The sequence below is a fragment of the Nitratireductor sp. ATLC21 genome, from assembly GCF_057196525.1.
In genome coordinates this window covers 1,091,017-1,117,883 of the sequence record NZ_JBXUOU010000002.1, presented here as the reverse complement: position 1 = coordinate 1,117,883, position 26,867 = coordinate 1,091,017, and the positions used below count along the sequence as shown (strand labels likewise).

Genomic DNA, 26,867 nt, shown 5'->3' with positions numbered 1-26,867 from the left:
ATAGTGGCCTTCTTCGCGGCTGTCGCAGCCCTTGTAGCAGTGGCCGGCCCGGCACACGCGATCGAGCCTATCAAGATTGCCCGCGACGATGTTGCGCTGGACCTGTCGGGGGCGGTCGAGATTTACCGTGGCCAGGGAGATGCATTTCAGGTGTCGACCGCGCCCGATGTCGATGGCATCGTTCGGCGTATCGAGGTGGAGGCGCAGGATGAGCGCTCCACGGGGGACTGGGCGGTGTTTGCCCTTGCCAACACCACAGACCAGCAGCTTGACCGGCTCATCGTCGCACCTCATTTCCGGCTGGTGGGTTCGGGGCTGATCTGGCCCGACCTTGGCTCCCAACGCATCGCAGCCATCACGCCGAGTTCGGGTTTCACGCTCGACCGGCAGGAAAGCCCGGATGCGGACGAATTTCACGTCACCCTCAATCCCGGCTCCGTTGTGACTTTTGTTGCCGAGCTTTCCTCGCCCAACCTGCCGCAGGTCTATCTGTGGGATCCTGGCGCCTACAAGGACACGGTCAATGCCTACACGCTGTTCCGCGGTATCGTGATTGGCATTGCAGGTCTGCTCGCCCTCTTCCTCACCATCCTTTTCGTGGTCAAGGGAACATCCATGTTCCCGGCGACCGCGGCGCTTGCGTGGGCGGTGCTTGCCTATATCTCCATCGATTTCGGTTTCTTGAGCAAGGTGATCGAGATCACGCCGGGCAATGAGCAGATATGGCGCGCGGGCACCGAGGTCGGCCTGGCCGCCACACTCGTCGTCTTCCTCTTTGCCTATCTCAATCTCAACCGCTGGCACGATCACTTCAGCTATGGTGTGCTCGCCTGGATCCTGGGTCTCGGCATCATCGCCGGCTTCGCCATTATCGACCCCGCCGTGGCTGCCGGCATCGCGCGCATTTCCTTCGCCGCCACGGCCGTGGTCGGGCTCGGTATCATCATCTACCTCAGCCTCCAGGGCTATGATCGCGCCATCATGCTGGTGCCCAGCTGGGTTATGATCATTGCCTGGATGGTCGGATCGTGGATGGCGATCACCGGGTTTCTCGACAATGACATCGTTCAGCCGGCCATCGGCGGCGGGCTCATCCTGATCATCCTCCTGATCGGGTTCACCGTCATGCAGCATGCCTTCGCGGGCGGCGCCCTGTTCCAGGGCCTGTTCAGCGATATGGAACGTCAGGCGCTTGCGATCTCCGGTTCCGGCGACGTGGTCTGGGACTGGGACGTTTCGCGAGATCGCATCATCACGCGACCCGACGTGAGCCGCCAGCTCGGCCTGCCTTCGGGAAGCCTGAACGGTCCGGCGCGCGACTGGCTCTCAACGCTTCACACCGAAGACCGCGACACGTTTCGCACGACCCTGGACGTGGTGCTCGAGCAGAGGCGAGGACGTATTTCTCAGAGCTTCCGGCTGCGCGGCGCCGACGGCCACTATCACTGGTTCGACCTGCGCGCGCGCCCCGTGATCGGCTCCGACGGGCAGGTTATCCGTTGCGTGGGCACGATGGTCGACGTCACGGAGCAGAAGAAGGCCGAGGAACGTCTCCTGCACGACGCCGTCCATGACAATCTCACCGGGTTGCCGAGCCGCGAGCTGTTCCTCAACCGGCTCGATGCAATCATCTCCATTGCCCGCACGGAACAGCATGTTCGCCCCACTGTCTTCGTGATCGACATTGACCGGTTCAAGCAGGTCAATGAGGAATTGGGTATCTCGGTCGGCGATACGATCCTGCTCACCATCGCCCGCAGACTGCACCGGCTTTTGAAACCGCGCGATTCGCTTTGCCGATTGTCCGGGGACCAGTTCGCCATGATCCTGCTTTCCGAGCAGGAGCCAGCGCGCATCGCAGCCGTGGCGGATTCGGTCAAGCAGGCAATCCGCACTCCTGTAACATTCGCGCGCCGAGAGATTGTTCTGACCTCCTCCATCGGTCTCATTTCCTGGACCACCACGCAGGAATCGGCAGAGGAAATGCTCAAGGACGCCGAGCTTGCCATGTATCAGGCCAAGCGCTTCGGCGGGGATCGGATCGAGCCATTCCGGCCTGCATTCCGCTCCATCGACAACAACCGCCTGCGGATGGAGTCGGACCTGCGCCGTGCAATCGAACGCTCGGAGCTCAAACTCGTCTACCAACCAATCGTTCGCCTGGAAGATCAGGCCATCGCCGGCTTTGAAGCGCTTCTGCGTTGGGATCACCCGCGGCGCGGTGCCATCCCGCCGTCAGATTTCATCCCCATAGCTGAGAGTTCTGGGCTCATCGTTCAGCTTGGCCTCTTTGCCATGCAACAAGCCGCCGAAGACCTTTATCGCTGGCAGAAACAGTTTGCGGATACGCCGCTCTTCATGTCGGTCAATCTTTCAAGCCGCCAGCTCATACGTCGTGATCTCGTCGGGGATGTGCGCTCCGTCATTGCCCGATCAGGCGTGTCGCCGGAAAGCTTCCGGCTCGAGCTCACGGAATCGGTGGTCATGGACAATCCTGAACAATCCGCCCATGTGCTGCAAAAGCTGAGGCATATCGGCATCGGTCTCTCTCTGGACGACTTCGGTACAGGCTACTCTTCGTTGTCCTATCTCTCGAGCTTTCCGTTTGACACGATCAAGATCGACCGCCGCTTCCTCGAAGATCACAGCGCGCGTGGCATCGTGCTGGTCCGTTCCATGGTCAAGATGGCCAAGGAACTCGAACTCTCCGTGGTGGCAGAAGGTGTCGTCGACCAGCAGGATGCGCAACAGCTGGCCGAAATGGGGTGCGACTTTGCCCAGAGCTTCGTCTTTGGTGAACCGGAAGACGCCGAAACCACCGCAAGACTTCTGTTCGAACACACGACTGCAGCGAAATCCTGAAGCCGAATACACGTTCGGCCTGGGTGCGTAAGCCGCACAGTTTTCAGGCGTGGAGAGCTATCAGGCGTGGCCGGCGATCTGGCTGAGATTCGCCACATCGATACCGATTGAGGCAAGGACGCCATCATATTTCTGGTCGATCTCACCCTCGAAGAGGAGTTCCGGCGTCGCCGGACAGGTCAGCCAACCGTTCTCGCCGATTTCCATCTCGAGCTGCCCCGCGCCCCACCCCGCATAGCCAAGCGCCATCATGGCATGACGCGGCCCCTGTCCGAGCGATATGGCTCGGAGCATGTCGACAGTGGCTGTCAGGCAAATGCTGTCGGAAACCGGCATGGAGGATTCCACCACATAGTCGTCCGTATGGAGCACGAACCCCCTGCTCCGGTCCACAGGCCCACCGTTGCGCACCGGCATGTTCCGCGCTTCACGCGGCAGACGGATGGCCTCTTCCTCCTCCAATATCCCGAGCTGAACCAGAATATCCGGAAAGGCGAGTTGTTGCGGCTGGTTGATGATCAGCCCCATCGCGCCTTCTTCGCTGTGAGCGCACAAATAGATCACTGCGCGCGCAAACCGCTCGTCACGCATGCCAGGCATGGCGATCAGGAAATGGTTTTCCAGATATGGAAGTCCCGTCATTTCCTCACTGTGCTCTTCGTCTGTGGTGTTTCCACGGCTTTTCATGTCTCAGCCTAACCGGTTTTCCCATGGCTTGAAAGACGGATATCACGACGCTCCGACGGGCCGCTCACGCATTTATGATGCTGCCGTGCGGAAGTGTGCCTTGCAGGTGGAACAGCCCGATTGCAATCTCTCACCATGATTCGAGCTGCCTCCCTGACCCTTATGCTCCTGATGAGCACGCAGGCACACGCTGCCTCCAGCCAATGGCAGGAAAGCGAAGGCGGTTCGGTTCGCCTCGTCACCGTCGGGCTTCCGGATGGTGACGGGCGCTTGCGTGGCGCGCTGGAGATTGATCTCAAGCCTGGTTGGAAGACCTATTGGCGCAACCCCGGCTCTGCCGGCATTCCACCGCAGATCGATGTCTCACGCAGCGCGCATATCAGCGCCGCCGAACTGCAATACCCGGCCCCGGAACGTATCCATGATGGCGAAACCCAATGGGCCGGTTACACGCAGTCCGTGGCTCTCCCGGTGACCTTCACACTCGATCAGGCGAACGCTGTCACGCTGATCGATGTGGATGTGTTTCTGGGGATTTGCGAGACGATTTGTATTCCTTTTCAGGCGTCTTTCACTTTCGATCCAGCCGCAGACGCCGACAACATCAGCGATGCACTTACGGTTCGACGCGCCTTCGCCTCGCTTCCATCACCCGCCGACGCGGCGTTCGGGATCGTTTCTGCTGAACGGACAGGCGACGCTGTTCTTCTGACGGGCAATGTCCCCCCGTCAACGTCGGACCCTACCCTCTTTCTCGATCACGAACGCGCGCATCTGCTTGCTACACCGAAGCTCGAAAGCCGGGACGGCGACACGGTCAGCTTTGTTGTTGAAATATCGGGCGATGATATCGGGAAACTTGAAAGCACTCCCCTTATATATACGCTGACAGCCGGTGGAGAGGCTGTCTCGGGGGACATTCAAATCCCTTGAATCACTTTCATACTCATTCGTTTTTTCCAGGAGCCTCTGATGAAAATTACCGTCGGTGACCGCATTCCCGATGCGTCCTTCAAGAAAGTCAGCGCCGAAGGCGCAAACGAAGTGGCAGCGCCCGATTTTTTTGCAGGTCGCAAAGTGGTTATGTTTGGAGTGCCGGGAGCCTTCACCCCGACCTGCAGCAACAGCCATCTACCGGGTTTCGTAGAGAATGGTGATGCGATCCGTGCGCGCGGCGCAGACGACATTGCGGTCGTTTCCGTGAACGACGCTTTTGTGATGAAGGCCTGGGCAGGCTTTACCGGCGCAGAAGACAAGATCACCTTTATCGCCGATGGCAATGGTGACTTCACCCGCGCGCTCGGGCTTGATGCGGACCTCTCCGTCGCCGGGCTTGGACACCGGTCGAAACGCTATTCGATGATCGTGGACGACGGTGTCATTCGTGCAATCAACGTCGAGGAAAATCCGGGTCAGGCTGAAACGAGCGGCGCCGCCCGCATCCTCGAGCAACTTCAGGGCTGAGACACGCGCCTTCCCTGCACATCGCGATCCAATGTGTTGCCATCCTCGGGGTCACCCCGGGGATGTTTGTCATCCCGGCTCGGGGTAACGCCGCGGCACATCGGTTTTCACCTTGGTATCGCGCGTTACCGCCGCTTTTTCTTGAAAGGCTCCATGCCCGCACGCGCCAATGCGTCAGCCCGCTCGTTTTCGGGATGACCAGCATGGCCCTTGACCCAGTGCCAGTTGATCTTGTGGCGCTTTCGGGCCTCGTCCAACGCCTGCCAGAGTTCGGCATTTTTCACCGGCTTCTTGGCAGCCGTTTTCCAGCCATTGCGTTTCCAGCCCTCGATCCAGCCGGAAATGCCATCGCGGACATAGACGCTGTCGGTGTAGAGATCCACGTCGCAAGGCCGTTTCAGCGCGTTGAGCGCTTCGATGGCGGCCTTCAATTCCATCCGGTTGTTTGTGGTTTCGGCCTCTCCGCCAGAAAGCTCCTTCTCCACGCCGTTGTGGCGCAGCAGCGCGCCCCAGCCACCGGGGCCCGGATTGCCCGAACAGGCTCCGTCAGTAAAGATTTCCACACTTGTCACTTTATGCCGATCCCATATTCAGATGCCGATCCGATCTGCCGGTGAAAACGCAGACGTCGCACATACTCCATGGGATCGCGCTTGTTCACCAGCGCTCCGTCGGCAATGGTCAGCCAGTCATAGAGCCGGGTCAGCATGAAGCGCAGCGCCGAACCTCGCGCCAGTAGCGGCAACGCCTCGATCTCCTCCGCTTCCAGAGGACGAACCGACTGATAGCCCTCCAGCAACGCCGTGCCCTTGGTCAGATTGTAGGAACCGTCTTTTTCGAAACACCAGGCATTGAGGCCGGTGGCAATGTCATACGCCAGGAGATCGTTGCAGGCGAAATAGAAATCGATGATCCCCGATACCTTGTCACCGAGGAAGAAGACATTGTCAGGGAAGAGATCGGCATGGATAACGCCGGTCGGCAGATCCGAAGGCCAGCCGTCACTCAGCGCCGCCAGATCAGCCTCGACTTCCGCCTCCAGTCCCGCTTCCACCTCGTCCGCCCGCGGCTTCGCCTTTTCCCAGAGCGGCCGCCAGTCGCCAAGGGTCAGCGCATTCGCTCGCGTCAGCGCAAAATCGCGGGCAGCCAGATGCATGCTCGCCATGGCCCTGCCCACCTCGCGACAATGACGGGGCGCTGGCTTTCTCAGCCACATACCTTCCAGAAACGTGATCAGTGCAGCCGGACGGTCGGCGATTTCGCTTACCATGGCTCCATCCAGGCGCCGCACAGGAAGCGGACAGTTCACGCCATGCTGCGCCAGGTGCTCCATCAGCCCCAGAAAGAACGGCAGGTCGGAGCGTTCCACGCGCTGTTCATAGAGGGTCAGGATGTAGGCTGCCGTGGACGTGTGAAGCAGGTAGTTGGAATTTTCCGTGCCCTCGGCGATGCCCTTGTAGGACCTCAGGTCACCTACATCATATTCCTTCAGGAACGCGGCCAGCTCGACCTCGGAAATATCCGTATAGACTGCCATGCTTATGCGTTGCCGTTCACAAAGGCCATGTCGGCGCTGGTCAGTTCGACGTCGCGGATCGCGCGCATGACGGGGAAATTCTCGGTTTCCTCGGCGGTGATCGCGAGCTCCACCGTCACGTCGAAGCGCTCGCGGAACGCATCGATGATCTCGTTGACAATGATTTCGGGCGCCGAGGCACCGGCCGAAAGTCCGAGGACGCGAATGCCGTCCACCTCGTCCCAGGGGATTTCAGAAGCCCGCTGAACAAGCAGGGATCGCTTCGCCCCTGCCCGCTCCGCAACCTCCACCAGACGGCGCGAGTTCGATGAGTTGGGAGCACCGACCACGAGGAAAAGATCCGAGCCGGGTGCCGCCTTCTTCACAGCCTCCTGCCGGTTGGTGGTGGCATAGCAGATGGATTCGGCTGCCGGTGCATGCAGGTCCGGAAATCGGTCTTCCAGCGCCTTGAGAATGTCTGCCGTGTCCTCCACCGAGAGCGTGGTCTGGCTGACAAAGCCCAGTTCCGCGCCATCTGGCCGTACAAGCGCGTTGGCGCCTTCCACCGTCTCCACCAGGGTCACCGTGCCTTCGGGCAATTGCCCCATCGTGCCGATCACCTCGGGATGGCCCGCATGGCCAATGAGAAGAACATGCCGGCCCAGCCGGTGGTGGCGCATGGCCTGTTTGTGAACCTTTGAGACCAGCGGGCAGGTCGCATCCAGATAGAAGAGGTTGCGGTTCTGCGCATCCGCCGGCACCGATTTCGGCACACCATGCGCGGAGAATACCACCGGGCAATCGCGATGATCTTCGGGAATTTCGCTCAGTTCCTCGATGAAGACGGCGCCGCGCTCCTGCAGCCCCTCAACAACATAACGATTGTGAACAATCTCGTGGCGCACATAGACCGGCGCGCCGTATTTTTTCAACGCCAGCACAACGATCTGAATGGCGCGGTCAACGCCTGCACAGAAACCGCGAGGCCCGCAAAGCCGTACCGTCAGCTTCTGTCTTGTCATGTCGGCAGCCGTCATCTCTTGTCCCCTTGCTGATGCCGGAATTGGGGGTGTGGGGCCCTCAATGTCAAGGCCCCGGAGCCAAACAACGCGATCAGACGCTCCGCCGGTTTCTTCGCCACCAGACGAAGAGCACCCCGCATAGCGCCAGGGCGAGCCCATACCAGGTAATCGCATACTGCAAATGGCTGTTCGGCAGATCGATACGCGTCACGCCGCCCACAGGCAATCCACCGGGATTGGGCGCGTCGTCGGCATCGACATAGAATGGCAGCACCCGCGCCGTGTCAGGCAGTCCCGCCGTGCGTGCCATCGTTTCGATATCCTTCCAATAGAAGATGTTTTTGCTGATATCATTGTCAGGAACGATGAAGGACGGCTTCTCCTCAAGTCCGTTGCGCGCAAGACCGCTGATGCGCACGCCGCCAACGATCTGCCCTTCAGCGCGCATTTCCGCCTCCTTGCGGTCGAAAGGCACGAACCCGCGATTGACGAAGATGAATCGCCCGTCCTCGAGCCTGAGCGGTGTGTGGACGAAATAGCCCGACTGCCCCTTCCAGGTCGCGAAATAGTGTCGTTCGCCCGCATGCCGAAACGCCCCCGCAACGCGCACGGGCCGATATTCCACATCGCCGGTCTCCGCATAGACACGCTCGATGCTGGCGAGATCCGCGGGCTCTGCGTTGATGCGCGCCTCGATCTGCGCAAGCAACGCCTCTTTCCATTGAAGCCGCTGTACCTGCCAGGTCCCGAGCGCCAGAAGGCAGGCAAGCACTACAAGGCTGAGAAGCAGCAGCAGCCAGGTAAGGCTCGATCGGGGGGATTTCATTTCAGTTACGGCCATTATCGTTCGAGCTCTCCTTGCTCCGCCTTGTTGCGATATTGCAGCGCTATCAGCAGGCCCTTCATGAGGCGGAGAGCCGTGAGGCAAAGAACAAGCGCAAGCGGGATCCAGAGGAGAAAGTGAACCCAGAGCGCAGGTCCGAGGGACACTTCCATCCACAGAGCCAGCCCCACGACCAGAAAACCGATGATCAGGATAACGAACACTGCCGGTCCGTCGCCGGCATCGGCAAAGCTATAGTCCAGCCGGCAATTGTGGCATCCTCGTCCCACGCTCAGAAAACCGGCAAAGAGCCGCCCTTCCCCGCAGCGCGGGCAACGACCGCCAAGCCCGGCGCTGACCGGATCAACCGGCGGCCAGATCGCCTGATCGACGACAGGCTCGTCAGCTTGTGTGTTGTTCTGTCGCTCGGTCATGTCGTTTCAATCCCGCGTCAAACCAGGGAAAGATATACTGCCCGGCTGGTTGCATGTCCGTGCGCTCTAGCATGGCAGCGCCAGCCCGGTCGACACCGCCTCATGACGCAGCCCACGGATAGGACGAGAATGCGTCCCAAAAAAGAACGTGACTTGGCCAAAAAAGAAAGCGGCCGGGTTTCCCCAGCCGCCTTTCGCATTCTCACACTGCCTTGTCAGCCGTGTGCAATCGTCGCGCCCGCAGAGGCCCAAACATAGACGAAGGTGAAGAGGAAGAGCCACACCACGTCAACGAAGTGCCAGTACCATGCAGCCGCCTCGAAACCGAAATGATGCTTCGGCGTGAAGTCACCAGCCATGGCGCGCAGCAGGCAGACCAGAAGGAAGATGGTGCCGACGAACACGTGGAAGCCGTGGAAACCGGTCGCCATGTAGAAGGTCGCACCATAGATCGAATCGGAGAAGGCGAACGGTGCATGCATGTACTCATAAGCCTGAACAAAGGAGAACAGCACGCCGAGCGCCACGGTCAGAGCCAATCCCCACACGAGGCCCTTGCGGTCGTCTTCAAGCAGCGCATGGTGCGCCCAGGTGACCGTCGTTCCGGACAAGAGCAGGATGATCGTGTTGTAGAGCGGCAGGTGGAAGGGATCGAGAACCTCGACGCCTGCCGGCGGCCACACGCCTCCGGTGAATTCGGCGCGCGTTGCCTGCACCGCCTCGCCTGGGAAGAGGCTGGCATCAAAGAACGCCCAGAACCACGCCACGAAGAACATCAGCTCCGAGGCGATGAACATGATCATGCCGTAGCGCAGATGGAGCGAAACGACCCGGGTGTGGTGTCCCTCATGCCCCTCGCGAATGGTGTCGGCCCACCAGGAATACATGGTGAAAAGCACCAGGAAGAGGCCGATCAGGAAAAGCCAGAAATTGGTCGCGGCGAGGTCCACACCGAAAATGGTGAACTCCGAGCCGTTGAGCGCCTTCATCCAGGCAATGCCGCCAATGGACATGACCAGAGCGCCAAGCGAGCCAAGGAACGGCCATGGGCTCGGGTCGATGATGTGATAGTCGTGATGTTTTGCGTGCGCGTCGGCCATGTCAGCCCCCGAGATTCTCGTTCTGATTGGTGTTGGTCTTGGGCGCGGCAGCCACCGGCGCCTTCTTCTCAAGCGGGAAGAATGTGTAGGAAAGCGTAATCGTTTTCAGGTTCTTCAATTCAGGCACCTTGACGATCTCCGGGTCGACAAAGAACACGACCGGCATGTCATAGGATTGTCCCGGTTGCAACTCCTGTTCCGTGAAGCAGAAGCACTCGACCTTGTTGAAATAGGCGCCGGCCCGCGCCGGCGACACGTTGAACGTCGCCGTGCCCGACGTGGGCACGTTGGAAAGGTTCCGTGAAACGTAGGAAATCTGCTTCGTCTCGCCCAGACGCAGCGTCACTTCACGCTGTTTCGGCTGGAACTCCCAAGGCACCCCGTTCGTATTGGCGTCAAACCGGACAGTGATGGTCTGGTCCAGAATCGTATCGGAATACTGTTCGACACGCTGCGTCGTACCGCCATAACCCGTCACCTGGCAGAAGAGCTGGTAGAGCGGTACGGCTGCGTAGGCCATGCCCACCATGCCGCCCACCACGGCAACGCAAAGGATCGCTGCATTGCGATTTCGATGCCCTGCTGTCTCTTTCCGGTTTTCCGGCTTGCCACTCATGTCAAACCTCACATCGCGCGCTCGAACAGGCCCGGCCCGAGCTTGGCCAGGCTGCCGACATAGACGAGTACAACGAAGACAGCGAGCGCGATGGCAAGGGCGATGTTGCGCTTGCGGCGGGCCTTCAGCTGCGCTTCAGTCGGTTTGAGAAGGTCTTTGTCCATCATCTCACCTCAAGAAACCAAACCAAGGCTGGCAAGCAGCCGGTCGGCGAGAAGCGCCGTGAACAGGACGAACAGATAGAGCAACGAATAGCCGAAAAGCGCCTTGGCGGGTTTCATGCTCATATCGCTTTCCGGCATGCGCAGCACCTGCCAGGAATACCATATGAAGCCGACGCCCAGGATCGCGGCGACGGCTCCAAAGGCAAAGCTCGCAAAACCTGCCACCACCGGCAGGATACCGCTTGCGGCGAGAAGCAGCGCATAGATGAAAATCTGCTTCTTGGTCGTGGCATGTCCGGCGACATTGGGCAGCATAGGAATGCCCGCGCGTTCGTAATCGCCCGATTTGAAAAGCGCCAGCGCCCAGAAGTGCGGCGGCGTCCACAGGAAGATGATGAGGAAGAGCACGAGGCTTTCCATGCTCACCGTGCCGGTGACCGCGGCCCATCCAACGACCGGCGGCAGCGCGCCCGCGGCACCGCCAATGACGATGTTCTGCGGCGTCGAGCGCTTGAGCCACATCGTGTAGATGACGGCGTAGAAGAAAATCGTGAAGGCCAGCAGCGCTGCGGCCGTCCAGTTGGCCATCAGGCCGAGTGTGGCCACGGAAAACGCCGAGAGCACCAGACCGAAGCCAAGCGCCTCGCCCGGCGTGACGCGACCGGCCGGAACGGGCCGGCGGGCCGTGCGCCCCATCACCGCATCGATATCGGCGTCATACCACATGTTGAGCGCGCCCGAGGCGCCCGCACCAACGGCGATGGCCGCGATGGAGATCATGGCGAGCAGCGGGTTCGGCACCCCAGGTGCCATCACCATGCCCACAAAAGCCGTAAAGACGACAAGCGACATCACGCGCGGCTTCAAAAGCGCAATGAAATCGCCGGGTGCGGCCTCGGAAAGGCGCAGCCCCGTATCGTCCATATGCTCCTGATCAACCAACGCCATGGTGTGCCTTCGTTCTGTTAATCGGCTGCGCGGCACATTCGAAGACGGGCCGCGCAACCTTCACGCTTTGAATTTGCCTGCGATCAGCGGATCTTCGGCAGCTGTTCCCACTGGTGGAAAGGCGGCGGCGAAGAAAGCTGCCACTCGAGGGTCGTCGCACCCTCGCCCCATGGGTTGGCGCCAGCCGGACGCTTCTTGGCGAATGCCTCGAAGACACCGAACAGGAACACCAGCACACCGATGGCCGCGAGATAGGAGCCGTAGGACGACACCATATTCCACCCGGCAAACGCATCCGGATAGTCAATATAGCGGCGCGGCATGCCGGCCAGACCCAGGAAGTGCTGCGGGAAGAAGATGACGTTCACGCCGATGAAGGTGATCCAGAAGTGAACGCGGGCGATGAACGAGTTGTACATGTAGCCGGTCATCTTCGGGAACCAGTAGTACCAGGCCGCGAAGATCGCGAACACGGCACCCATGGACAGCACGTAGTGGAAGTGTGCAACCACGTAGTAGGTGTCGTGCATGGCGCGGTCGAGACCGGCATTGGCAAGCTGCACGCCCGTCACACCGCCAACGGTGAACAGGAAGATGAAGGCGATGGCCCAGATCATCGGCGTGCGGAACTCAATGGAACCGCCCCACATGGTGGCGATCCACGAGAAGATCTTCACGCCCGTCGGAACCGCGATCACCATCGTTGCGAACACGAAGTAACGCTGCGTGTCGAGCGACAGGCCGGTCGTGTACATGTGGTGCGCCCACACGATGAAGCCGACGGCGCCAATGGCGACCATGGCGTAGGCCATGCCGAGATAACCGAAGATCGGCTTTCTCGAGAAGGTCGAGACAATGTGACTGACAATGCCGAAACCCGGCAGAATCAGAATGTACACTTCCGGGTGACCGAAGAACCAGAACAGATGCTGGAACAGGATCGGGTCGCCGCCGCCTTCAGGCGCAAAGAATGTCGTGCCGAAGTTGCGGTCGGTCAGAAGCATCGTGATGCCGCCGGCCAGAACCGGAAGCGACAGGAGCAGAAGGAACGCGGTGATCAGCACAGACCAGGCAAACAGCGGCATCTTGTGCAGCGTCATGCCCGGAGCGCGCATGTTGAAGATCGTGGTGATGAAGTTGATCGCACCGAGGATCGACGAGGCACCGGCGACGTGAATCGAGAGGATGGCGAGATCCATTGCGGGACCAGGCTGACCGGACGTCGAAAGCGGTGGGTAGATCGTCCAGCCACCGCCCGTACCATAGGCACCGGCCGGGCCCTGAACGAAGAGCGACATGAGCAAAAGGATGAATGCCGGCGGGAGCAGCCAGAACGAAATGTTGTTCATACGTGGGAACGCCATGTCCGGCGCGCCGATCATGATCGGCACCATCCAGTTTGCGAAGCCGCCGATCAGCGCGGGCATGACCATGAAGAAGATCATGATAAGGCCGTGCGCCGTCGTGAACACGTTGAACATGTGCTTGCCGGCATCGATGGCTGCATCGCCCTCGAAACCGTAGACCATGGCGGCAAGGCCATGGAAAATCTGGATACCGGGCTCCGCAAGCTCCCAGCGCATCATGACGGACAGGAAGCCGCCGATGATGCCCGCACAAATTGCGAAGATCAGGTAGAGCGTGCCGATGTCCTTGTGGTTGGTGGAATAAACCCACCGGGTCCATCCGGTTGGCTTGTGATCGCCATGGGCGTCATGGGTTGTAGCGCCTGCCATTTCCTACCGCTCCATTTCCTCTCTAGACGTCAGCCGGCTCATTCGCCAGCAGACGCAACTTTCGTATTGCCCTCGATTGCGGCCATCAAAGCCTTGTTGGCGCCGGCGAGGTCTTCACCGGCGGCTGCAATCCAGGTGTCATATTGGTCTTGAGCCACAACGCGGATGGCAATCGGCATAAAGGCGTGATCCTTGCCACAAAGTTCCGAGCACTGGCCGTAATAAAGGCCTTCCTTCTCGGCCTTGAACCAGGTCTCGTTGATGCGGCCGGGAACGGCGTCGACCTTGACGCCGAAAGCCGGCATGGCAAACGCGTGTATCACGTCGCTGGCCGTCACGAGGACGCGCACGGTGGTGTCGACGGGAACAACGACTTCATTATCCACGGCCAGAAGACGCGGATAGACGGATTTGTCTTCCTTACCGGCATCGGCGCGTTCGTCTTCCTTGAGCATGAGAGAGCTGAAGGAAACGGGCTCTTCAAGCTGGTATTCGTAGTCCCAGTACCACTGCACACCCGTGGCCTTGATGGTGAGGGCTGGTTCCTCCTCGGGCGTGTACTGCGCCGTCAGAAGCTGGAACGACGGCACCGCCAGGAACAGCAGCACGACCACCGGACCAACGGTCCAGATGACTTCGATCAGTGTGTTGTGGCTGGTGCGCGACGGCGTGGGATTTGCCTTTGCGCGGAAACGCAGGATGCACCAGGCCAGCAAGGCCATCACCAGAATGGTGATCGGCACGATGAACCACAAAGTGTATTCCTCGAACCAGGTGATCTCGTGCATGATGCCGGTTGCGGCCGGTTGAAAGCGCATCTGCCAAGGCTCAGGTTGCGCAGCAACGGCGCCCGTGGCGAGAAACGGCAGAGTGGCAAGGCCAACAGCGATATTCTTCATAACCCTCGTCATCTCCCGTGGCGACACGGCAAGCCGGAACGTCCGGTTTTGCCGCAAAGGGAATTCTGGCTTTTTATAGGCGCGTTCAAACCATACTCTCATTTGAACCGCAAGGAAGGCGTTGGATGCGACGTGCGGCATTTTTGCGCCCCTTCGGCAGGCTCATACTGCCGTCCACGTTGAAAGTGCAATAGCACAAAACGCCCGGGCGTCCCATTTCCGTCGGAATTGCCCGCAAATGTCATTATTGTTTTCGCGTAATCGGGTTTTCCCAATCTTTTGCCGAAGCCCTCCCTTTTCGCCAACTGCAATCGCAGGATAAATTGCCCTGATTCGTACGGGAGCCAGGAACCATGAGCACGTCCTTCCTCAAATGCGCCGCTGCAGCGCTCGCGATGACCGTTTTCCCCGTCCTGGGCGCGCACGCGCAGCAGAGCGGCACGGTTCGCTCGACTCATGGCGCCTGGTCCATCCTTTGCGACACACCCGCCGGCGCCTCCAGCGAACAATGCGCGATGATGCAGAATGTCGTTGCCGAAGACCGGCCAGAAATGGGGCTTTCAGTCGTCGTGCTTCGCACCGCCGACGGAAAGGCGGAAATCCTGCGTGTTCTGGCTCCGCTCGGTGTGCTCTTGCCAAATGGCCTCGGCCTCAACGTGGACGGCAAGGATATCGGTCGGGCCTACTTCGTGCGCTGTTTCCAGGATGGCTGCTACGCCGAGGTGATCCTTGAGGATCAGCTTGTGGAAACTTTCAAGACCGGCCAGTCCGCGACGTTCATCGTCTTCCAGACCCCGGAAGAAGGCATTGGCATCCCCGTTGATCTCAACGGTTTTGCTGAAGGTTTCGAAGCCCTGCCCCGCTAATCGCGGAACTTCCTGTCCAAGCCGCACTGGATTGCGTGCCCGTGCTCCCTTAAATGAAAGGGAGTTTCGACAGGATATTGTTCATGACTGCCAAATCGCTTCTCGACGCCTTCGACTGCTCGCCCGATCGCCTGAAGACGCTCCTTGCCGACACGATCCGTGGCGCGGATGACGGAGAACTCTTCCTTGAATACAGGGAAGGGGAAGCGCTTGTTTTCGACGATGGGCGCCTGAAGACCGCGAGCTTCAACACCGATCAGGGTTTTGGCCTGCGCGCCGTTGCCGGTGAAGCGTCGGGCTATGCCCACTCCAGCGAGTTGTCCGAAGCCTCGCTGCGCCGTGCCGCCGACGCCGTTTCCACCGTCAAGGACGGATATTCGGGAAATCTCGCCACGGCTCCCGCCGGCACGAATCAGCGTCTTTATGGAGACGAGAACCCGATCACCTCGCCGGGCTTTGAGGAAAAAGCGAAGCTCCTGCAGGAAATCGATGGCTGGCTTCGTGCGAAAGACCCGCGCGTACGGCAGGTCACAGCCTCGCTAGCCGCCTCATGGCAGCATGTGGAAATCGTGCGTGCCGACGGCCAGATCGCCCGCGACATCCGCCCGCTTGTGCGCGTCAATGTCTCGGTCATGGTCGGCGATGGCGACCGGCAGGAAACCGGCTCCTATGGCATGGGCGGACGCAAGAGTTTTGGCGAGTTTCTGGCCGAGGATTCCTGGCAGTTCGCCGCGAGCGAGGCGCTGCGCCAGGCTCTTGTCAACCTTGAAGCCGTACCCGCGCCTGCCGGCACCTTCGATATCGTGCTCGCCAATGGCTGGCCGGGCGTGATGTTGCATGAGGCCGTGGGACATGGTCTCGAAGGCGACTTCAACCGCAAGAAGACCTCCGCCTTCGCCGGCCTGATGGGCGAGCAAGTCGCCGCCAAGGGGGTCACCGTTGTGGATGACGGTACCATCTCGGAGCGACGCGGTTCGCTCACCATAGACGATGAAGGCACGCCGTCGGGCCGCAACGTGCTGATCGAGGACGGAAAGCTGGTCGGCTATATGCAGGACCGCCAGAACGCCCGCCTGATGGGCATGGCCCCCACTGGCAACGGTCGGCGCGAATCCTATGCGCATGAGCCCATGCCCCGCATGACCAACACCTACATGACGGGCGGCGACAGGACGCCCGAAGAAATCATCGCCTCTGTAAAGAAGGGCATTTACGCCGTGTCCTTCGGCGGCGGTCAGGTGGACATCACCTCCGGCAAATTCGTGTTCGGCTGCACCGAGGCCTATATGATCGAGGACGGCAAGGTCACCCAACCCATCAAGGGCGCCATGCTGATCGGCAATGGCCCAGATGCCATGCACCGCGTCTCCATGGTCGGCAACGACATGAGCCTCGACAATGGCATCGGCATGTGCGGCAAGGCCGGCCAGGGCGTGCCCGTCGGCGTCGGCCAGCCACATCTGCGCATGGACCAGATGACCGTCGGCGGCACGCAGACCTGATGGGCTTCCAGCGCATCGTTATCCTGACCGGCGCGGGTGTCTCTGCCGAATCGGGCGTGGACACCTTCCGCGACAAGAACGGGCTTTGGTCGAAGATCGACTACCGTGACGTGGCAACGCCGGAGGGTTTCGCCGCCAATCCCGCCCTGGTGCATGAATTCTACAATATGCGCCGGCGCAGGATCGCTGAACTGGAACCCAACGAAGCCCACCGCGCACTCGCCCGGCTGGAGCGCGACTTTGCAGGCGATGTGCTGCTCGTCACCCAGAATATCGACGACCTGCACGAACGCGCCGGCTCCAAAAACCTCATCCATATGCATGGCGAACACCGAAGCGCACTCTGCACCCATTGCGGCGGTCGCAGCCCATGGGACGGCGATATGTCCCTTGATTCCCCCTGCCCCGCCTGCGCCATGGTTGGGCACCTGCGCCCCGATGTCGTGTGGTTCGGTGAAATGCCCTATCAGATGGAGCGCATCTACGGCGCTCTGCGCTCTGCCGATCTCTTCATCTCCATAGGCACGTCCGGCAATGTCTATCCGGCAGCACAATTCGTGCAGGAAGCCGGCCGCCATGGGGCACATACGATCGAACTCAATCTCGAACCTTCCGATACGTTCGACGATTTCGACGAGGCCATTCACGGCCCGGCAAGCCGTGTTGTGCCCTCCTATGTCGACATGCTCTTGAAAAGCTGATCAGCGCCGCTTCGGCTTCTTCTCCAGCAGTGCCACCGCTTCCACATGCGGCGACCAGAGAAACTGGTCGATCGGTACCACGCGCCTGAGCCGATAGCCTCCTTCCACGAGGATCGCCAGATCCCGCGCCAGCGTGCCCGGATTGCACGAAACCGCAGCCACCCGTTTCACATCGGAACGTGCAATCTGCCGGCATTGAAACTCCGCCCCCGCGCGCGGCGGGTCGAACACCAACCCGTCGAACTGCGCCAGTTCCTTCGCCAGCAGTGGACGATGAAAAAGATCGCGTTTTTCCGCCGTCACCGGCTTCAAAGAGGGCCATTGTCTTGCGGCAATATCGAGCGTGGCAAGCGCAATCGCATCGCCTTCAGCCGCATAGACCCGTGCCTTCTGCGCCAGCCGCAGCGCGAATGTGCCGCTGCCGGCGAAGAGGTCGGCAACATGCTTGCACCCATCAAGATGGCGGCCCACCAGCGCTGCCATCGCCTCTTCCGCGGCAAGCGTGGCCTGCAGAAAACCCGCCGGCGGAATGGCCACCGGCACCTCACCGAACATCACGCTCGGCTTCTGGCCCTCCACGATGATCTCGCCATCAGCCGAAAGCCGGGCAAATCCTTTTTCAAGCGCCAGATCGATCACTGCCCGGCGCTGTTTTTCGCCGAGCCGTCCCGCGCCCACCGCTGCAATGTCGAGCCCGGTGCGGGTTTCCGTAACCGTCAGGTGAAAGGGTTTCGGCGTCGCCGCGATGGCCTTGGCGAGGACCCGCAAATCCCCAAGCGCGGCAACAATGCCGGGTGTTGCCACCGGGCATTCCTCGACCACGACGATGCGATGGGATTGCGCGGCATTGAAGCCCAGAAGAACTTCCGAACCCAACCGCCTTGCGGTAAACGTTACTCGGCGGCGCGAATGCGGCGGGCAGGCAAGCGTCTCATCCACTTCGGTCTTGATGCCGCGTGTTGCCAGTGCGCTCACCACTTTCTCGCGTTTCCAGGCGAGATAGGCTTCGCTCTCGAGGTGCTGCACCGCGCAGCCGCCGCAATCGCCAAAATGCCGGCATGCCGGCTCCACACGCTCGGGCGCGGCCTCGCGCAAAACCGTCTTTGCAGCGCGCCCCTTTCGCAGTTCCGCTTCCACCACTTCGCCCGGAAGCGCAAACGGCACATAGGCAGGTCCCGTGGGCGTAAGCGCAACGCCATCGCCCTGTGCTCCCAGATGATCGATCGTCAGCGTTTCGCTCATTGGTCCTTGCGTCCGGCCAGTAGAAATTCGCGGTTTCTGTCTCCGCCTTCGATGGGTGACGGCGCAAGCCCCACGGCCCGCCAGCCGGCATTCGTCCCCAGCCATTTTTCCAGTTCTGCGGCGATTTCGTCGGCCTGCGCCGGATCGCGCAGCAAACCGCCCTTGCCGATGGCCTCGCGGCCCGCCTCGAATTGCGGCTTCACGAGAAAGATACCACACGCCCCTTTTGCCGCCAGCGCAAGGGCCGGCGGCAATGCGAGTTTGAGCGATATGAAACTGACATCCGACACCAGAAAGTCCGGCACGCGCCCATTCAACTCATCCTGGGTGAGATGGCGGGCGTTCACGCCTTCGAGCGAGGTCACGCGCGGATCGCCGGCTATGCGGGCATCCATCTGCCCCGTGCCCACGTCGATGGCGGTCACATGTACGGCACCGCGCTCCAGAAGCACCTGTGTGAACCCGCCCGTTGAAGCCCCGAGATCGAGCGCCTGGCAACCGGTCGGATCGAACCCGAAAATATCGAGACCATGGAGCAGTTTCAGCGCCGCGCGGGACACATAGGCGCTGGCCGGATCGTCGACCACGATCTTGACCGCAGGGGTAACCGTCTGCCCGGGCTTTTTCGCCGGCGTTCCGTCCACCTTCACCGTGCCGCGCAGGATTGCATCGCGCGCCCGCGCACGGCTCGCAAACAAGCCCCTATCCACGAGAAACTGGTCGAGCCTCATCGGGCCATCTCTTGATGGGCTCTCTGCGGGTTCGACTGGACGCGGTCAGGCACGCGCTGCGCTTTCCGCACGCTGGCCCAATGCCGCAAACACCATGCGCACAATCGCGCCCGCATCGAGCCCGGCATTCTCCACCATGCGCTCGGGCTTTGCGTGGTTGACGAAACGGTCGGGCATGGCCATCGGCCGCACCTTCACGCCGCTTTCAAGCAAGCCCTCATGCGCCATGAAGTCGAGCACGTGCGAGCCGAAGCCGCCGATCGCGCCTTCTTCGATGGTGATCAGCACCTCATGCTCCAGCGCCAGTCGCCGGATCAGCGCCCGGTCAAGCGGCTTTGCAAACCGCGCGTCGGCCACGGTGGTCGAAAGGCCTGCTGCATCCAGCTCGTCCGCCGCCTTCAAACAGTCCTCAAGCCTGCTTCCGAGCGACAGCAGCGCCACTTTGGAGCCCTCGCGTATCACGCGCCCCTTGCCGATTTGCAACACCTCGCCGCGTTCCGGCATCTCCACACCAACGCCATTGCCACGCGGATAGCGGAAGGCGATGGGGCCCTGATCATGTTCGGTGGCGGTGCGCACCATGTGCCGCAGCTCCGCCTCGTCGCTTGCTGCCATCACGACAAAATTCGGCAGGCTGGCCAGATAGGTGATGTCGAAAGCGCCACAATGGGTGGGGCCGTCCGCGCCGACAAACCCCGCCCGGTCGATGGCGAAACGCACTGGCAGGTTCTGCAGCGCCACGTCATGCACCACCTGGTCATAGCCGCGCTGCAGAAAGGTCGAGTATATCGCCGCAAACGGGCGCAGGCCCTCGGTGGCCAGTCCGGCTGCGAATGTCACCGCGTGCTGCTCGGCAATGCCCACATCGAAGGTGCGCTCCGGAAACTCCTTCTCGAACAGATCGAGCCCCGTGCCCGACGGCATCGCAGCCGTTACCGCGACGATCCGCTCGTCCTCGCGCGCTTCCTGAACCAGCGACTGGGCAAAAACCTTGGTGTAGCTCGGCGCATTGGCAGGCGCCTTGGCCTGCGCGCCGGTGATGACGTCAAACCTGTTCACGCCGTGATATTTGTCGGCCGCGGCCTCGGCTGGCGGATAGCCCTTGCCCTTTTTCGTCACCACATGGATGAGCACCGGTCCAGTGCCGTTGTCGCGCACGTTTTTCAAAACCGGAACGAGATGTTTTAGATTGTGCCCGTCGATCGGGCCGATGTGAAAGAAGCCCAGCTCCTCAAACAGCGTGCCGCCCGTCACATAGCCGCGCGCATGTTCCACTGCGCGCGTAATGGCGCGGTCGATCCCTTCACCCAGATAGGATGTCAGCTTCTTGCCCAGGTCGCGCACACCCTGATAGGTGCGCCCCGAGGCAAGGCGGGCCAGATAGGCGCTCATCGCGCCCTGCGGCGGGGCAATGGACATGTCGTTGTCGTTGAGAATGACGATCAGCCGCTCGCCCAGCGCCCCCGCATTGTTCAGCGCCTCATAGGCCATGCCGGCCGACATGGCCCCGTCGCCGATCACCGCAACAACATTGCGCTTTTCGCATTTCAGCCGATGCGCGACGGCCATGCCCAGGCCCGCCGAAATGGAAGTCGACGAGTGGGCCGTGCCGAAGGGGTCGTATTCGCTCTCGGAGCGTTTTGTGAAACCATAGAGCCCGCCTTCCTGGCGCAGAGTGCGGATGCGCGCGCGCCTGCCGGTCAATATTTTGTGCGGGTAGGCCTGGTGGCCCACGTCCCAGATCAGCCGGTCGTCCGGCGTGTCGAACACATAGTGCAACGCCACGGTCAGTTCGACCACGCCGAGCCCGGCACCAAGATGCCCACCGGTCTTCGAAACCGCATCGATCAGTTCCGCACGCAGCTCGTCGGCAAGCTGGGGGAGATCATCCTGCGAGAGTTTTTTCAAATCGGCTGGCGTGCCAACCGCGTCAAGGAGAGGAGTGTCGGGCGGCGATTTCACGCGCGTCACCTCGGCTGTTTGCATCACTTCGACATAGGGCTTCAGCTGCACAAAGTAAACGCGATGAGATGAAACAGTACAGTTTCATTGAAACTTGGTCTCACCACTTTTGAATACAAAACAACCTCCGTACAAACAAATGTACAGAGGCTGCCGCGCTCGGAGTTACTCTGATCTCAGGCCTCGTCGATCTCAGGCCTCGTCGAGCGGTTCACTGCCAACCGCCTGCCCCTCGCGCGACAAGCGGATCTTCTCAACCTTGTCCTCAGCGGATTTCAGCAGCAGGTCGCAGTGCTTTTTCAGGGCCTCACCCCGCTCATAGATCTTGATCGACTGGTCCAGGGGCACATCGCCACGCTCCAGATCCTCAACGATCTTCTCCAGCGCTTCCAGTGCCTGCTCGAAGCTCATGCTCTTGATGTCGTTGTTGGCTTCTTCGGCCATCTCTCACCCCTTCAACAAACGGCCGACATGCGCAGCGACCGACACGGAAAGTCCCTGCAGGTCGTACCCACCTTCAAGCAGACTGACAAGGCGCCCCTGTGACAAACGGTCGGCCCGTTCCATCAGAACGCCGGTCGCCCAGTCGAAATCCTCGGCTTCCAGATTGAGTTCAGCCAACGGATCGCGCCGGTGTGCGTCGAAACCGGCAGAAATGATGATCAGATCCGGTGAAAACCGATCGATCGCTGGCAGTAGCTTTTCATCGAACGCCTCGCGAAACGGCGCAGAACCCGAACCGGCGGGCAGCGGCGCGTTGACGATGTTGCCGGCGCCCGTCTCATGGGCTGCGCCTGTGCCCGGGTAAAGCGGCATCTGGTGCGTCGAGCAATAGAGAACGCTCGGATCGTCCCAGAAGATGTCCTGGGTTCCATTGCCGTGATGCACGTCCCAGTCGACGATGGCGATGCGCTCTGCACCGTGTTCCTTCTGCGCGTGGCGGGCCGCGATGGCCGCATTGTTGAAGAGGCAAAAGCCCATGGCCCGGTTCTTCTCGGCATGATGGCCGGGAGGACGCCCCGCGACGAATACGTTCCCGGCCTCGCCGGAAAACACGTCGTCGACACCGGCCACAGCACCGCCAATGGCCGTAAGAGCAGCTTCAAGGCTCTTCGGGCTCACGGTGGTGTCATCGTCGATCACCGCAAGCCCCTCATCCGGTATGCTGGCTTTAACCTTTTCAAGGTGTTCAACGGGATGCGCCAGCAACACCACCTGCTCATCAGCCCGAGGCGCTTCGAGCCGCTCGAGATAGGCGAAAGGCTCGTCGTCCAACCGGTCGACGATCACACGCAGACGGTCGGGCCGCTCCGGGTGGCCCGGCGGCGTTAGGTGCTCACGGCAGATCGGATGGGTGTAGAAACGGGTTCTCATTCCCCAAGTGTAGTGGTCAAACCATGGCTTGGCCATGACGGGAAGTGGTGCGTGGGGCCCATGTCAACAGGGTTTCACCCAGCTGGTTTTGCAGACGCCGCACCAGTGCGGACGCCCACCGTCTCCAGTGCCCGTTCCTTCAGTTCCCGGAATTGCTTGGATGCATTGCTCAGCCGCTCATCCCACTCGCGATTGGGTGTCTGTCCTTCGATAACCTTGAAATAGACGGACATCAGCGCAGCAATGGCAAATGGCTCGATGAGTGCCGCCTTTACCGCCCAGGCAAACACGATCGCCAATACAAAGGCCCATCCTGCCAATTGCCCCGGCATGGCATAAAGGATCGCGCCCGCCGGTGCCAGCATGACAAGGAAGACAACAAAGGTCAGAAGCCACATGAAGAGCGCCAGCCAGACGGCATTCTTGAGCATGGTCTTGCCATTCTGCGCATAGAGCACCACGCCCTGCCGAGCCGTTTCGAACGGTGTGCTTGAACCGATGCGAACATTATAGCCGAGAATGATCTCGTCCACATAAGTAAGCGCAATGCGGATCACCGTGTTGACGAAACGCATCAGCGTGTCGAGGCCTGGAATGGGCAGAAAGCCGGCAATCCCACCCAGAAGTCCGGTCAAAACGCGAATCACGCCTTTTACGAGCTGGTCGAGAACGAAAAGCACATTGGCCTCGGCAAAACGTGCCGTCACTTCCTGGCGTGCATAGGTGATCTGGCTCTTGCCATCTGGCACATCGCGCCCGTCGATCAGATGCACCATTACGGCGATATGGCCGGCCTTGACGATGTAGAGGATGTATTCGCGGATCCAGTAGACAATTGCGGAGACCAGGCCAAATCCGACAATCCCGCCCCAAAGCGCGAATGTACCGGGGCCGCCGGGGTCCGTGGAGATGTGGCCTACACCATAACCAACCCCAGCCCCGGTCCCCGTAGCAAAGATATAGGCAACGGTAATACCGAAATAGACCACCATGCGCAGCACGATGAAGGGCCATGTCCGACCCATGATCGCGAGCGTCCTGCCAATATCGAAATCCCACATGAAACAGCCCCCAGCACGTTGCCGGAAGCATGACCGATGACGCAGGATTGTCAACCTGGAGTAGGCGTTGGGTAGCGAAGCCCTTCAAGCAGCCGCTTGAAGGCGGAAACTGCACGCTTCGACGTTGCCTCAGGGTCATCCGAATTGGCAATCCACAAGGATGCGTGGAGACTGGCTCCGCTCACCAGCCGAGCCATCGCTTCGGGGTCGGCCACATCCGCCCGCCCTTCTTCCACCAGTCTCTGAAGACTGGCCGTCAGCGAACGTATGCACGACGGCTGATTGGGCCAGTTGAACGGATCGCCAAGCACGGACGGGCCGTCGAGCAGCATGATGCGCTGGATCTCCGGCTCAAGAGCCATCTCGATATAGGCGACACACTCGTCCACAAAGCCCTGCCAGGGGTCGCTGGCACGCTGTGAAACGCCCTTGAGCCTTTCGGTCATCTCCCCATCGATCTGCATTATGACGGCTTCGAACAGCCCTTCTTTACCGCCGAAATGGTGGTAGAGAGCGCCGCGCGTCAGGCCTGCGCCTGCGGTAAAATCATCCATCGAAGCATTCGCATAACCAACCCTGCCGAAGGCATCCCGCGCTGCAGCCACCAGTTTGGCTCTGGTTTCGGCAATCATTTCACTGCGCGGCTTATGCACCATTCAAGCCTCCATTCACATACGCGACGTATATCAATTGACATACGAGGCGTATGCCATTATCTGATCCACATACGCTGCGTATGTAAAACACCCCTGCTTCTGCATCAAGGATCTTTCCAATGGCCAACCCCTATCGCCAGATTTTCAAGGCACCGGGCTCCAAAGGCTTCGCCGCAGCCGGTTTCTTCGCCCGATTGCCTATTGCCATGGCCCCCATCGGCATTGTCGCCATGCTATCACAAACCCACGGCGAATATTGGCTTGCCGGCGCAGTCTCGGCCACGTTCGCCCTCACCAATGCCTTCGTTGCACCGCAAATCTCGCGGCTCGTGGACCGGCGTGGCCAAAGCGCCATATTGACGCCGTTCACAGCCATCTCCGTGATCGCATTTTTCCTGCTTATTACCGCGGCCAATCGTGACTGGCCGCTGTGGACGCTGTTTGCCGCCGCCCTCGCCGCAGCCACCATGCCCAGCATCCCGGCCATGGTGCGATCGAGATGGACCGAGATCTTTCACGACCGTCCCGAACTCAACACCGCCTTCGCTTTCGAATCTGTCGCCGACGAACTGGTCTATATCGCCGGCGCCTCGCTTTCGGTGGGATTGAGCGTCTCGCTCTTTCCTGAAGCCGGCATGGTGGCGAGCACACTCTTTCTGGCGTTCGGAACGGCGGCTTTCGTGTTGCAGCGCTCGACAGAACCAGGCATACGCCCGGCCGAAGACGGTCCGTCACATTCCGCGATCCGCCTGCGCCCGGTGCAAATCGTCACGCTTGCCCTGATCTTTGTCGGTGCCATCTTCGCCACCGCCGAAGTCAGTTCCGTGGCCATCACCAAGGCTCTTGGCCAGCCCGGTGCCGCCAGTCTTGTCATTGGTGTCTACGCTGTGGGTTCGTTTCTGATCGGAATCGTCATTGGCGCCCTCAACCTAAAAATGCCCCTCCAACGTCAGCTCGCCATTGCAGTGGCCGTGATCGCCTTCACCACAATTCCGCTTCTCTTCGCCAACACAGTTGCCTTGCTCGCTCTGGCTGTCTTTGTCAGCGGCCTCGCCGTCTCGCCCACTTTCATCACGGCATTTGGCGTGATCGAGCGCCGTGTGTCCCCTTCCATGCTGACAGAAGGCATAACCTGGGTCATGACCGGGATCGGGATCGGTATGGCGCTCGGATCGTTTGTCGCCGGCTGGGTGATTGATGCGTTCGGGCCGCAAAACGGTTTCTGGGTATCCGTCGCTGCAGGCTTTTCTGCCCTTTTGACCGTGCTGCTTGGTCAGAAGAGCCTCGCCGGAGAGCGTCGCGTGGCAGCAGCCCGTGAAACATTCCAGCCGGCGGAGTAGAGCCCAGGCTTCATCTTGAGCCAGGCCGGAGAGGTCGGGCCTGGCTCCCAGGGGTCAAACAATATCGGTCGAGGCGATCTCTATGCCGAAACCCTCAAGCCCGACATAGTGGCGCTCACGCGAGGCCATCAGCTTGATGGAGGAAATACCCAGATCTTTGAGGATCTGTGCGCCAAGTCCGATTTCGCGCCACTCGCTCTCACGTCGTAAGGCCTCGTCATGGTCCTCGCGGTCGCTTCCCGCCGGACGGCGCCGGTTTTCATGGGCGACACCCACGGAGCCTTCACGCAGATAAACCAGAACGCCCCGTCCAAGTCCCGCCATGCGGTTCATCGCTTCGCGCAGCCGTTCTTCCTTGCCGAAAACATCGGCTACCACGTCCTCGGTGTGGAGCCGGACAGGAATATCCACCCCGTCCCGGATATCGCCAAAGACGATCGCCACATGCTGCATCGCTTCCCAGGGAAGCGTGTAGGCATGGGCCTTGGCAGGACCGCTCGGCGTATCGATATCGAAACTCGCCACGCGCTCCACCAGCGTTTCCTGCCTCTGGCGATAGGCGATGAGATCGGCAACCGACACCTGCATCAGCCCGTGCTGTTCGGCAAAAGCCGAAACCTGCGGTCCACGCATCACCGTGCCGTCATCATTCACCAGCTCGCAGATAACCCCGATGGGCGGCAGCCCGGCAAGCTTGCAAAGATCAACGGCCGCTTCCGTATGGCCCGAGCGCATCAGCACACCGCCCTCACGTGCGACCAGCGGGAAGATGTGTCCGGGGCGCACGAAATCGGCAGGGCCCACATTGGGGTTTGCCAGATTGCGGACGGTCAGTGTGCGGTCTTCGGCCGAAATGCCGGTCGTGGTGCCATGTTTGAAATCGACGCTGACAGTGAATGCCGTCGCGTGCGGCGCATCGTTCTCGGCCACCATGGGTGCAAGGTTCAGCCGCTTCGCCTCGCCATGGGGCATGGGGGCGCAGACGATGCCCGACGTGTGGCGCACGATGAACGCCATCTTCTCGGGCGTGCAGTGCACGGCGGCAACGATGATGTCGCCCTCATTCTCACGACCGTCATCATCCATGACGACAACCATCTCGCCCTTTTCAAAGGCACGAAGGGCTTCGACGACCTTCTTCTGATCATAGGGCATCAGCAA

General features: G+C 60.6%; 27 protein-coding genes. 7 read left to right on the top strand and 20 right to left on the bottom strand.

The window, feature by feature from the left end; all coding sequences use genetic code 11:
• Positions 1–3: 3 nt before the first annotated feature.
• Entirely contained in the window at positions 4–2,862 is a 2,859-nt protein-coding gene (locus AC2CHD_RS12865) for an EAL domain-containing protein (protein ID WP_484554246.1), read from the top strand.
• Between the two features lie 60 nt (positions 2,863–2,922).
• On the opposite strand, the gene AC2CHD_RS12860 is transcribed toward AC2CHD_RS12865, so the two are convergent.
• Positions 2,923–3,549 carry a YqgE/AlgH family protein gene (locus AC2CHD_RS12860; protein ID WP_370633305.1) on the bottom strand — a complete coding sequence of 209 codons (627 nt, stop codon included), beginning with the start codon at positions 3,547–3,549 and terminating at the stop codon, positions 2,923–2,925.
• A gap of 171 nt (positions 3,550–3,720) precedes the next feature.
• On the opposite strand from AC2CHD_RS12860, the gene AC2CHD_RS12855 reads away from it, so the two are divergent.
• Together AC2CHD_RS12855 and AC2CHD_RS12850 are read left to right on the top strand one after the other, a co-directional pair.
• Positions 3,721–4,482 carry a protein-disulfide reductase DsbD domain-containing protein gene (locus AC2CHD_RS12855; protein WP_484553993.1) on the top strand — a complete coding sequence of 254 codons (762 nt, stop codon included), beginning with the start codon at positions 3,721–3,723 and terminating at the stop codon, positions 4,480–4,482.
• Positions 4,483–4,521: 39 nt separating this feature from the next.
• Entirely contained in the window at positions 4,522–5,013 is a 492-nt protein-coding gene (locus AC2CHD_RS12850) for a peroxiredoxin (RefSeq protein ID WP_229447561.1), read from the top strand.
• 125 nt (positions 5,014–5,138) lie between these two features.
• On the opposite strand, the gene rnhA is transcribed toward AC2CHD_RS12850, so the two are convergent.
• The 11 genes from rnhA to coxB all read right to left on the bottom strand — a co-directional run bounded on the left by rnhA (position 5,139) and on the right by coxB (position 14,271).
• Positions 5,139–5,585, bottom strand: coding sequence for a ribonuclease HI (gene rnhA, locus AC2CHD_RS12845; protein ID WP_229447562.1), 447 nt, complete (start codon positions 5,583–5,585; stop codon positions 5,139–5,141).
• Positions 5,582–6,550 (bottom strand): homoserine kinase, encoded by a 969-nt coding sequence (locus AC2CHD_RS12840; protein ID WP_484553992.1) that lies wholly within the window; start codon positions 6,548–6,550, stop codon positions 5,582–5,584. Before AC2CHD_RS12840 ends, rnhA begins: the two co-directional genes overlap by 4 nt.
• A 2-nt stretch (positions 6,551–6,552) precedes the next feature.
• Positions 6,553–7,566, bottom strand: a complete 1,014-nt coding sequence (ispH, locus tag AC2CHD_RS12835; RefSeq protein ID WP_484553991.1) for a 4-hydroxy-3-methylbut-2-enyl diphosphate reductase — start codon at positions 7,564–7,566, stop codon at positions 6,553–6,555.
• Between the two features lie 76 nt (positions 7,567–7,642).
• Positions 7,643–8,392, bottom strand: a complete 750-nt coding sequence (locus AC2CHD_RS12830) for an SURF1 family protein (protein WP_229447565.1) — start codon at positions 8,390–8,392, stop codon at positions 7,643–7,645.
• Complete coding sequence (locus AC2CHD_RS12825) at positions 8,392–8,808, bottom strand: DUF983 domain-containing protein (protein WP_484553990.1); 417 nt, start codon at positions 8,806–8,808, stop codon at positions 8,392–8,394. Before AC2CHD_RS12825 ends, AC2CHD_RS12830 begins: the two co-directional genes overlap by 1 nt.
• A gap of 215 nt (positions 8,809–9,023) precedes the next feature.
• Positions 9,024–9,908, bottom strand: a complete 885-nt coding sequence (locus tag AC2CHD_RS12820; protein WP_484553989.1) for a cytochrome c oxidase subunit 3 — start codon at positions 9,906–9,908, stop codon at positions 9,024–9,026.
• A gap of 1 nt (position 9,909) precedes the next feature.
• Positions 9,910–10,524, bottom strand: coding sequence for a cytochrome c oxidase assembly protein (locus AC2CHD_RS12815; RefSeq protein WP_484553988.1), 615 nt, complete (start codon positions 10,522–10,524; stop codon positions 9,910–9,912).
• 8 nt (positions 10,525–10,532) lie between these two features.
• Entirely contained in the window at positions 10,533–10,691 is a 159-nt protein-coding gene (locus tag AC2CHD_RS12810) for a hypothetical protein (protein WP_484554256.1), read from the bottom strand.
• A gap of 6 nt (positions 10,692–10,697) precedes the next feature.
• Positions 10,698–11,636 carry a heme o synthase gene (locus AC2CHD_RS12805; protein WP_484553987.1) on the bottom strand — a complete coding sequence of 313 codons (939 nt, stop codon included), beginning with the start codon at positions 11,634–11,636 and terminating at the stop codon, positions 10,698–10,700.
• 83 nt (positions 11,637–11,719) lie between these two features.
• A complete protein-coding gene (gene ctaD, locus AC2CHD_RS12800; protein WP_229447571.1) occupies positions 11,720–13,372 on the bottom strand; it encodes a cytochrome c oxidase subunit I in 1,653 nt (550 codons plus the stop codon).
• Positions 13,373–13,410: 38 nt separating this feature from the next.
• Complete coding sequence (gene coxB, locus AC2CHD_RS12795) at positions 13,411–14,271, bottom strand: cytochrome c oxidase subunit II (protein WP_484553986.1); 861 nt, start codon at positions 14,269–14,271, stop codon at positions 13,411–13,413.
• 395 nt (positions 14,272–14,666) lie between these two features.
• Here coxB and AC2CHD_RS12790 point away from each other — a divergent pair, with 395 nt between their 5' ends.
• The 3 genes from AC2CHD_RS12790 (at position 14,667) to AC2CHD_RS12780 (ending at position 17,340) form a co-directional block, all read left to right on the top strand.
• Positions 14,667–15,137: an invasion associated locus B family protein gene (locus AC2CHD_RS12790; protein ID WP_484554245.1), complete on the top strand. Its 471-nt coding sequence runs from the start codon at positions 14,667–14,669 to the stop codon at positions 15,135–15,137.
• An 83-nt stretch (positions 15,138–15,220) separates the two neighbouring features.
• The gene (gene tldD / locus AC2CHD_RS12785) at positions 15,221–16,639 is read left to right on the top strand and encodes a metalloprotease TldD (RefSeq protein WP_484553985.1); all 1,419 of its coding nucleotides are present in this window, start codon (positions 15,221–15,223) and stop codon (positions 16,637–16,639) included.
• Positions 16,639–17,340 carry an NAD-dependent deacylase gene (locus AC2CHD_RS12780; protein ID WP_484553984.1) on the top strand — a complete coding sequence of 234 codons (702 nt, stop codon included), beginning with the start codon at positions 16,639–16,641 and terminating at the stop codon, positions 17,338–17,340. Before tldD ends, AC2CHD_RS12780 begins: the two co-directional genes overlap by 1 nt.
• Here the strand turns inward: AC2CHD_RS12780 and AC2CHD_RS12775 are convergent, their stop codons facing one another.
• The 7 genes from AC2CHD_RS12775 to AC2CHD_RS12745 all read right to left on the bottom strand — a co-directional run bounded on the left by AC2CHD_RS12775 (position 17,341) and on the right by AC2CHD_RS12745 (position 24,366).
• Positions 17,341–18,582: a class I SAM-dependent RNA methyltransferase gene (locus AC2CHD_RS12775; protein WP_484553983.1), complete on the bottom strand. Its 1,242-nt coding sequence runs from the start codon at positions 18,580–18,582 to the stop codon at positions 17,341–17,343.
• Complete coding sequence (locus AC2CHD_RS12770) at positions 18,579–19,313, bottom strand: TlyA family RNA methyltransferase (protein ID WP_484553982.1); 735 nt, start codon at positions 19,311–19,313, stop codon at positions 18,579–18,581. The genes AC2CHD_RS12775 and AC2CHD_RS12770 overlap by 4 nt, the downstream gene beginning before the upstream one ends.
• A gap of 45 nt (positions 19,314–19,358) precedes the next feature.
• Complete coding sequence (gene dxs / locus AC2CHD_RS12765; protein ID WP_484554244.1) at positions 19,359–21,275, bottom strand: 1-deoxy-D-xylulose-5-phosphate synthase; 1,917 nt, start codon at positions 21,273–21,275, stop codon at positions 19,359–19,361.
• A 192-nt stretch (positions 21,276–21,467) separates the two neighbouring features.
• A complete protein-coding gene (locus AC2CHD_RS12760) occupies positions 21,468–21,719 on the bottom strand; it encodes an exodeoxyribonuclease VII small subunit (protein WP_229447578.1) in 252 nt (83 codons plus the stop codon).
• 3 nt (positions 21,720–21,722) lie between these two features.
• Positions 21,723–22,649: a histone deacetylase family protein gene (locus AC2CHD_RS12755; protein ID WP_229447579.1), complete on the bottom strand. Its 927-nt coding sequence runs from the start codon at positions 22,647–22,649 to the stop codon at positions 21,723–21,725.
• Between the two features lie 74 nt (positions 22,650–22,723).
• Positions 22,724–23,710 (bottom strand): hypothetical protein, encoded by a 987-nt coding sequence (locus AC2CHD_RS12750; protein WP_484553981.1) that lies wholly within the window; start codon positions 23,708–23,710, stop codon positions 22,724–22,726.
• Positions 23,711–23,760: 50 nt separating this feature from the next.
• Positions 23,761–24,366 carry a TetR/AcrR family transcriptional regulator gene (locus AC2CHD_RS12745; RefSeq protein WP_229447581.1) on the bottom strand — a complete coding sequence of 202 codons (606 nt, stop codon included), beginning with the start codon at positions 24,364–24,366 and terminating at the stop codon, positions 23,761–23,763.
• A gap of 119 nt (positions 24,367–24,485) precedes the next feature.
• On the opposite strand from AC2CHD_RS12745, the gene AC2CHD_RS12740 reads away from it, so the two are divergent.
• Entirely contained in the window at positions 24,486–25,706 is a 1,221-nt protein-coding gene (locus tag AC2CHD_RS12740; protein ID WP_484553980.1) for an MFS transporter, read from the top strand.
• Between the two features lie 54 nt (positions 25,707–25,760).
• Here AC2CHD_RS12740 and ribB read toward each other — a convergent pair whose 3' ends face one another.
• Positions 25,761–26,861, bottom strand: a complete 1,101-nt coding sequence (gene ribB / locus AC2CHD_RS12735) for a 3,4-dihydroxy-2-butanone-4-phosphate synthase (RefSeq protein ID WP_484553979.1) — start codon at positions 26,859–26,861, stop codon at positions 25,761–25,763.
• Positions 26,862–26,867: the final 6 nt, after the last annotated feature.

Bases quoted from the DNA above. Each gene is read 5' to 3' on its own strand.
- AC2CHD_RS12860 (WP_370633305.1), bottom strand. From the start codon at position 3,549: ATGAAAAGCCGTGGAAACACCACAGACGAAGAGCACAGTGAGGAAATG.
- AC2CHD_RS12855 (WP_484553993.1), top strand. From the start codon at position 3,721: ATGAGCACGCAGGCACACGCTGCCTCCAGCCAATGGCAGGAAAGCGAA.
- AC2CHD_RS12850 (WP_229447561.1), top strand. From the start codon at position 4,522: ATGAAAATTACCGTCGGTGACCGCATTCCCGATGCGTCCTTCAAGAAA.
- AC2CHD_RS12840 (WP_484553992.1), bottom strand. From the start codon at position 6,550: ATGGCAGTCTATACGGATATTTCCGAGGTCGAGCTGGCCGCGTTCCTG.
- ispH (WP_484553991.1), bottom strand. From the start codon at position 7,566: ATGACGGCTGCCGACATGACAAGACAGAAGCTGACGGTACGGCTTTGC.
- AC2CHD_RS12830 (WP_229447565.1), bottom strand. From the start codon at position 8,392: ATGGCCGTAACTGAAATGAAATCCCCCCGATCGAGCCTTACCTGGCTG.
- AC2CHD_RS12825 (WP_484553990.1), bottom strand. From the start codon at position 8,808: ATGACCGAGCGACAGAACAACACACAAGCTGACGAGCCTGTCGTCGAT.
- AC2CHD_RS12820 (WP_484553989.1), bottom strand. From the start codon at position 9,908: ATGGCCGACGCGCACGCAAAACATCACGACTATCACATCATCGACCCG.
- AC2CHD_RS12815 (WP_484553988.1), bottom strand. From the start codon at position 10,524: ATGAGTGGCAAGCCGGAAAACCGGAAAGAGACAGCAGGGCATCGAAAT.
- AC2CHD_RS12810 (WP_484554256.1), bottom strand. From the start codon at position 10,691: ATGATGGACAAAGACCTTCTCAAACCGACTGAAGCGCAGCTGAAGGCC.
- AC2CHD_RS12805 (WP_484553987.1), bottom strand. From the start codon at position 11,636: ATGGCGTTGGTTGATCAGGAGCATATGGACGATACGGGGCTGCGCCTT.
- ctaD (WP_229447571.1), bottom strand. From the start codon at position 13,372: ATGGCAGGCGCTACAACCCATGACGCCCATGGCGATCACAAGCCAACC.
- coxB (WP_484553986.1), bottom strand. From the start codon at position 14,271: ATGAAGAATATCGCTGTTGGCCTTGCCACTCTGCCGTTTCTCGCCACG.
- AC2CHD_RS12790 (WP_484554245.1), top strand. From the start codon at position 14,667: ATGACCGTTTTCCCCGTCCTGGGCGCGCACGCGCAGCAGAGCGGCACG.
- tldD (WP_484553985.1), top strand. From the start codon at position 15,221: ATGACTGCCAAATCGCTTCTCGACGCCTTCGACTGCTCGCCCGATCGC.
- AC2CHD_RS12780 (WP_484553984.1), top strand. From the start codon at position 16,639: ATGGGCTTCCAGCGCATCGTTATCCTGACCGGCGCGGGTGTCTCTGCC.
- AC2CHD_RS12775 (WP_484553983.1), bottom strand. From the start codon at position 18,582: ATGAGCGAAACGCTGACGATCGATCATCTGGGAGCACAGGGCGATGGC.
- AC2CHD_RS12770 (WP_484553982.1), bottom strand. From the start codon at position 19,313: ATGAGGCTCGACCAGTTTCTCGTGGATAGGGGCTTGTTTGCGAGCCGT.
- AC2CHD_RS12760 (WP_229447578.1), bottom strand. From the start codon at position 21,719: ATGGCCGAAGAAGCCAACAACGACATCAAGAGCATGAGCTTCGAGCAG.
- AC2CHD_RS12755 (WP_229447579.1), bottom strand. From the start codon at position 22,649: ATGAGAACCCGTTTCTACACCCATCCGATCTGCCGTGAGCACCTAACG.
- AC2CHD_RS12750 (WP_484553981.1), bottom strand. From the start codon at position 23,710: ATGTGGGATTTCGATATTGGCAGGACGCTCGCGATCATGGGTCGGACA.
- AC2CHD_RS12745 (WP_229447581.1), bottom strand. From the start codon at position 24,366: ATGGTGCATAAGCCGCGCAGTGAAATGATTGCCGAAACCAGAGCCAAA.
- AC2CHD_RS12740 (WP_484553980.1), top strand. From the start codon at position 24,486: ATGGCCAACCCCTATCGCCAGATTTTCAAGGCACCGGGCTCCAAAGGC.
- ribB (WP_484553979.1), bottom strand. From the start codon at position 26,861: ATGCCCTATGATCAGAAGAAGGTCGTCGAAGCCCTTCGTGCCTTTGAA.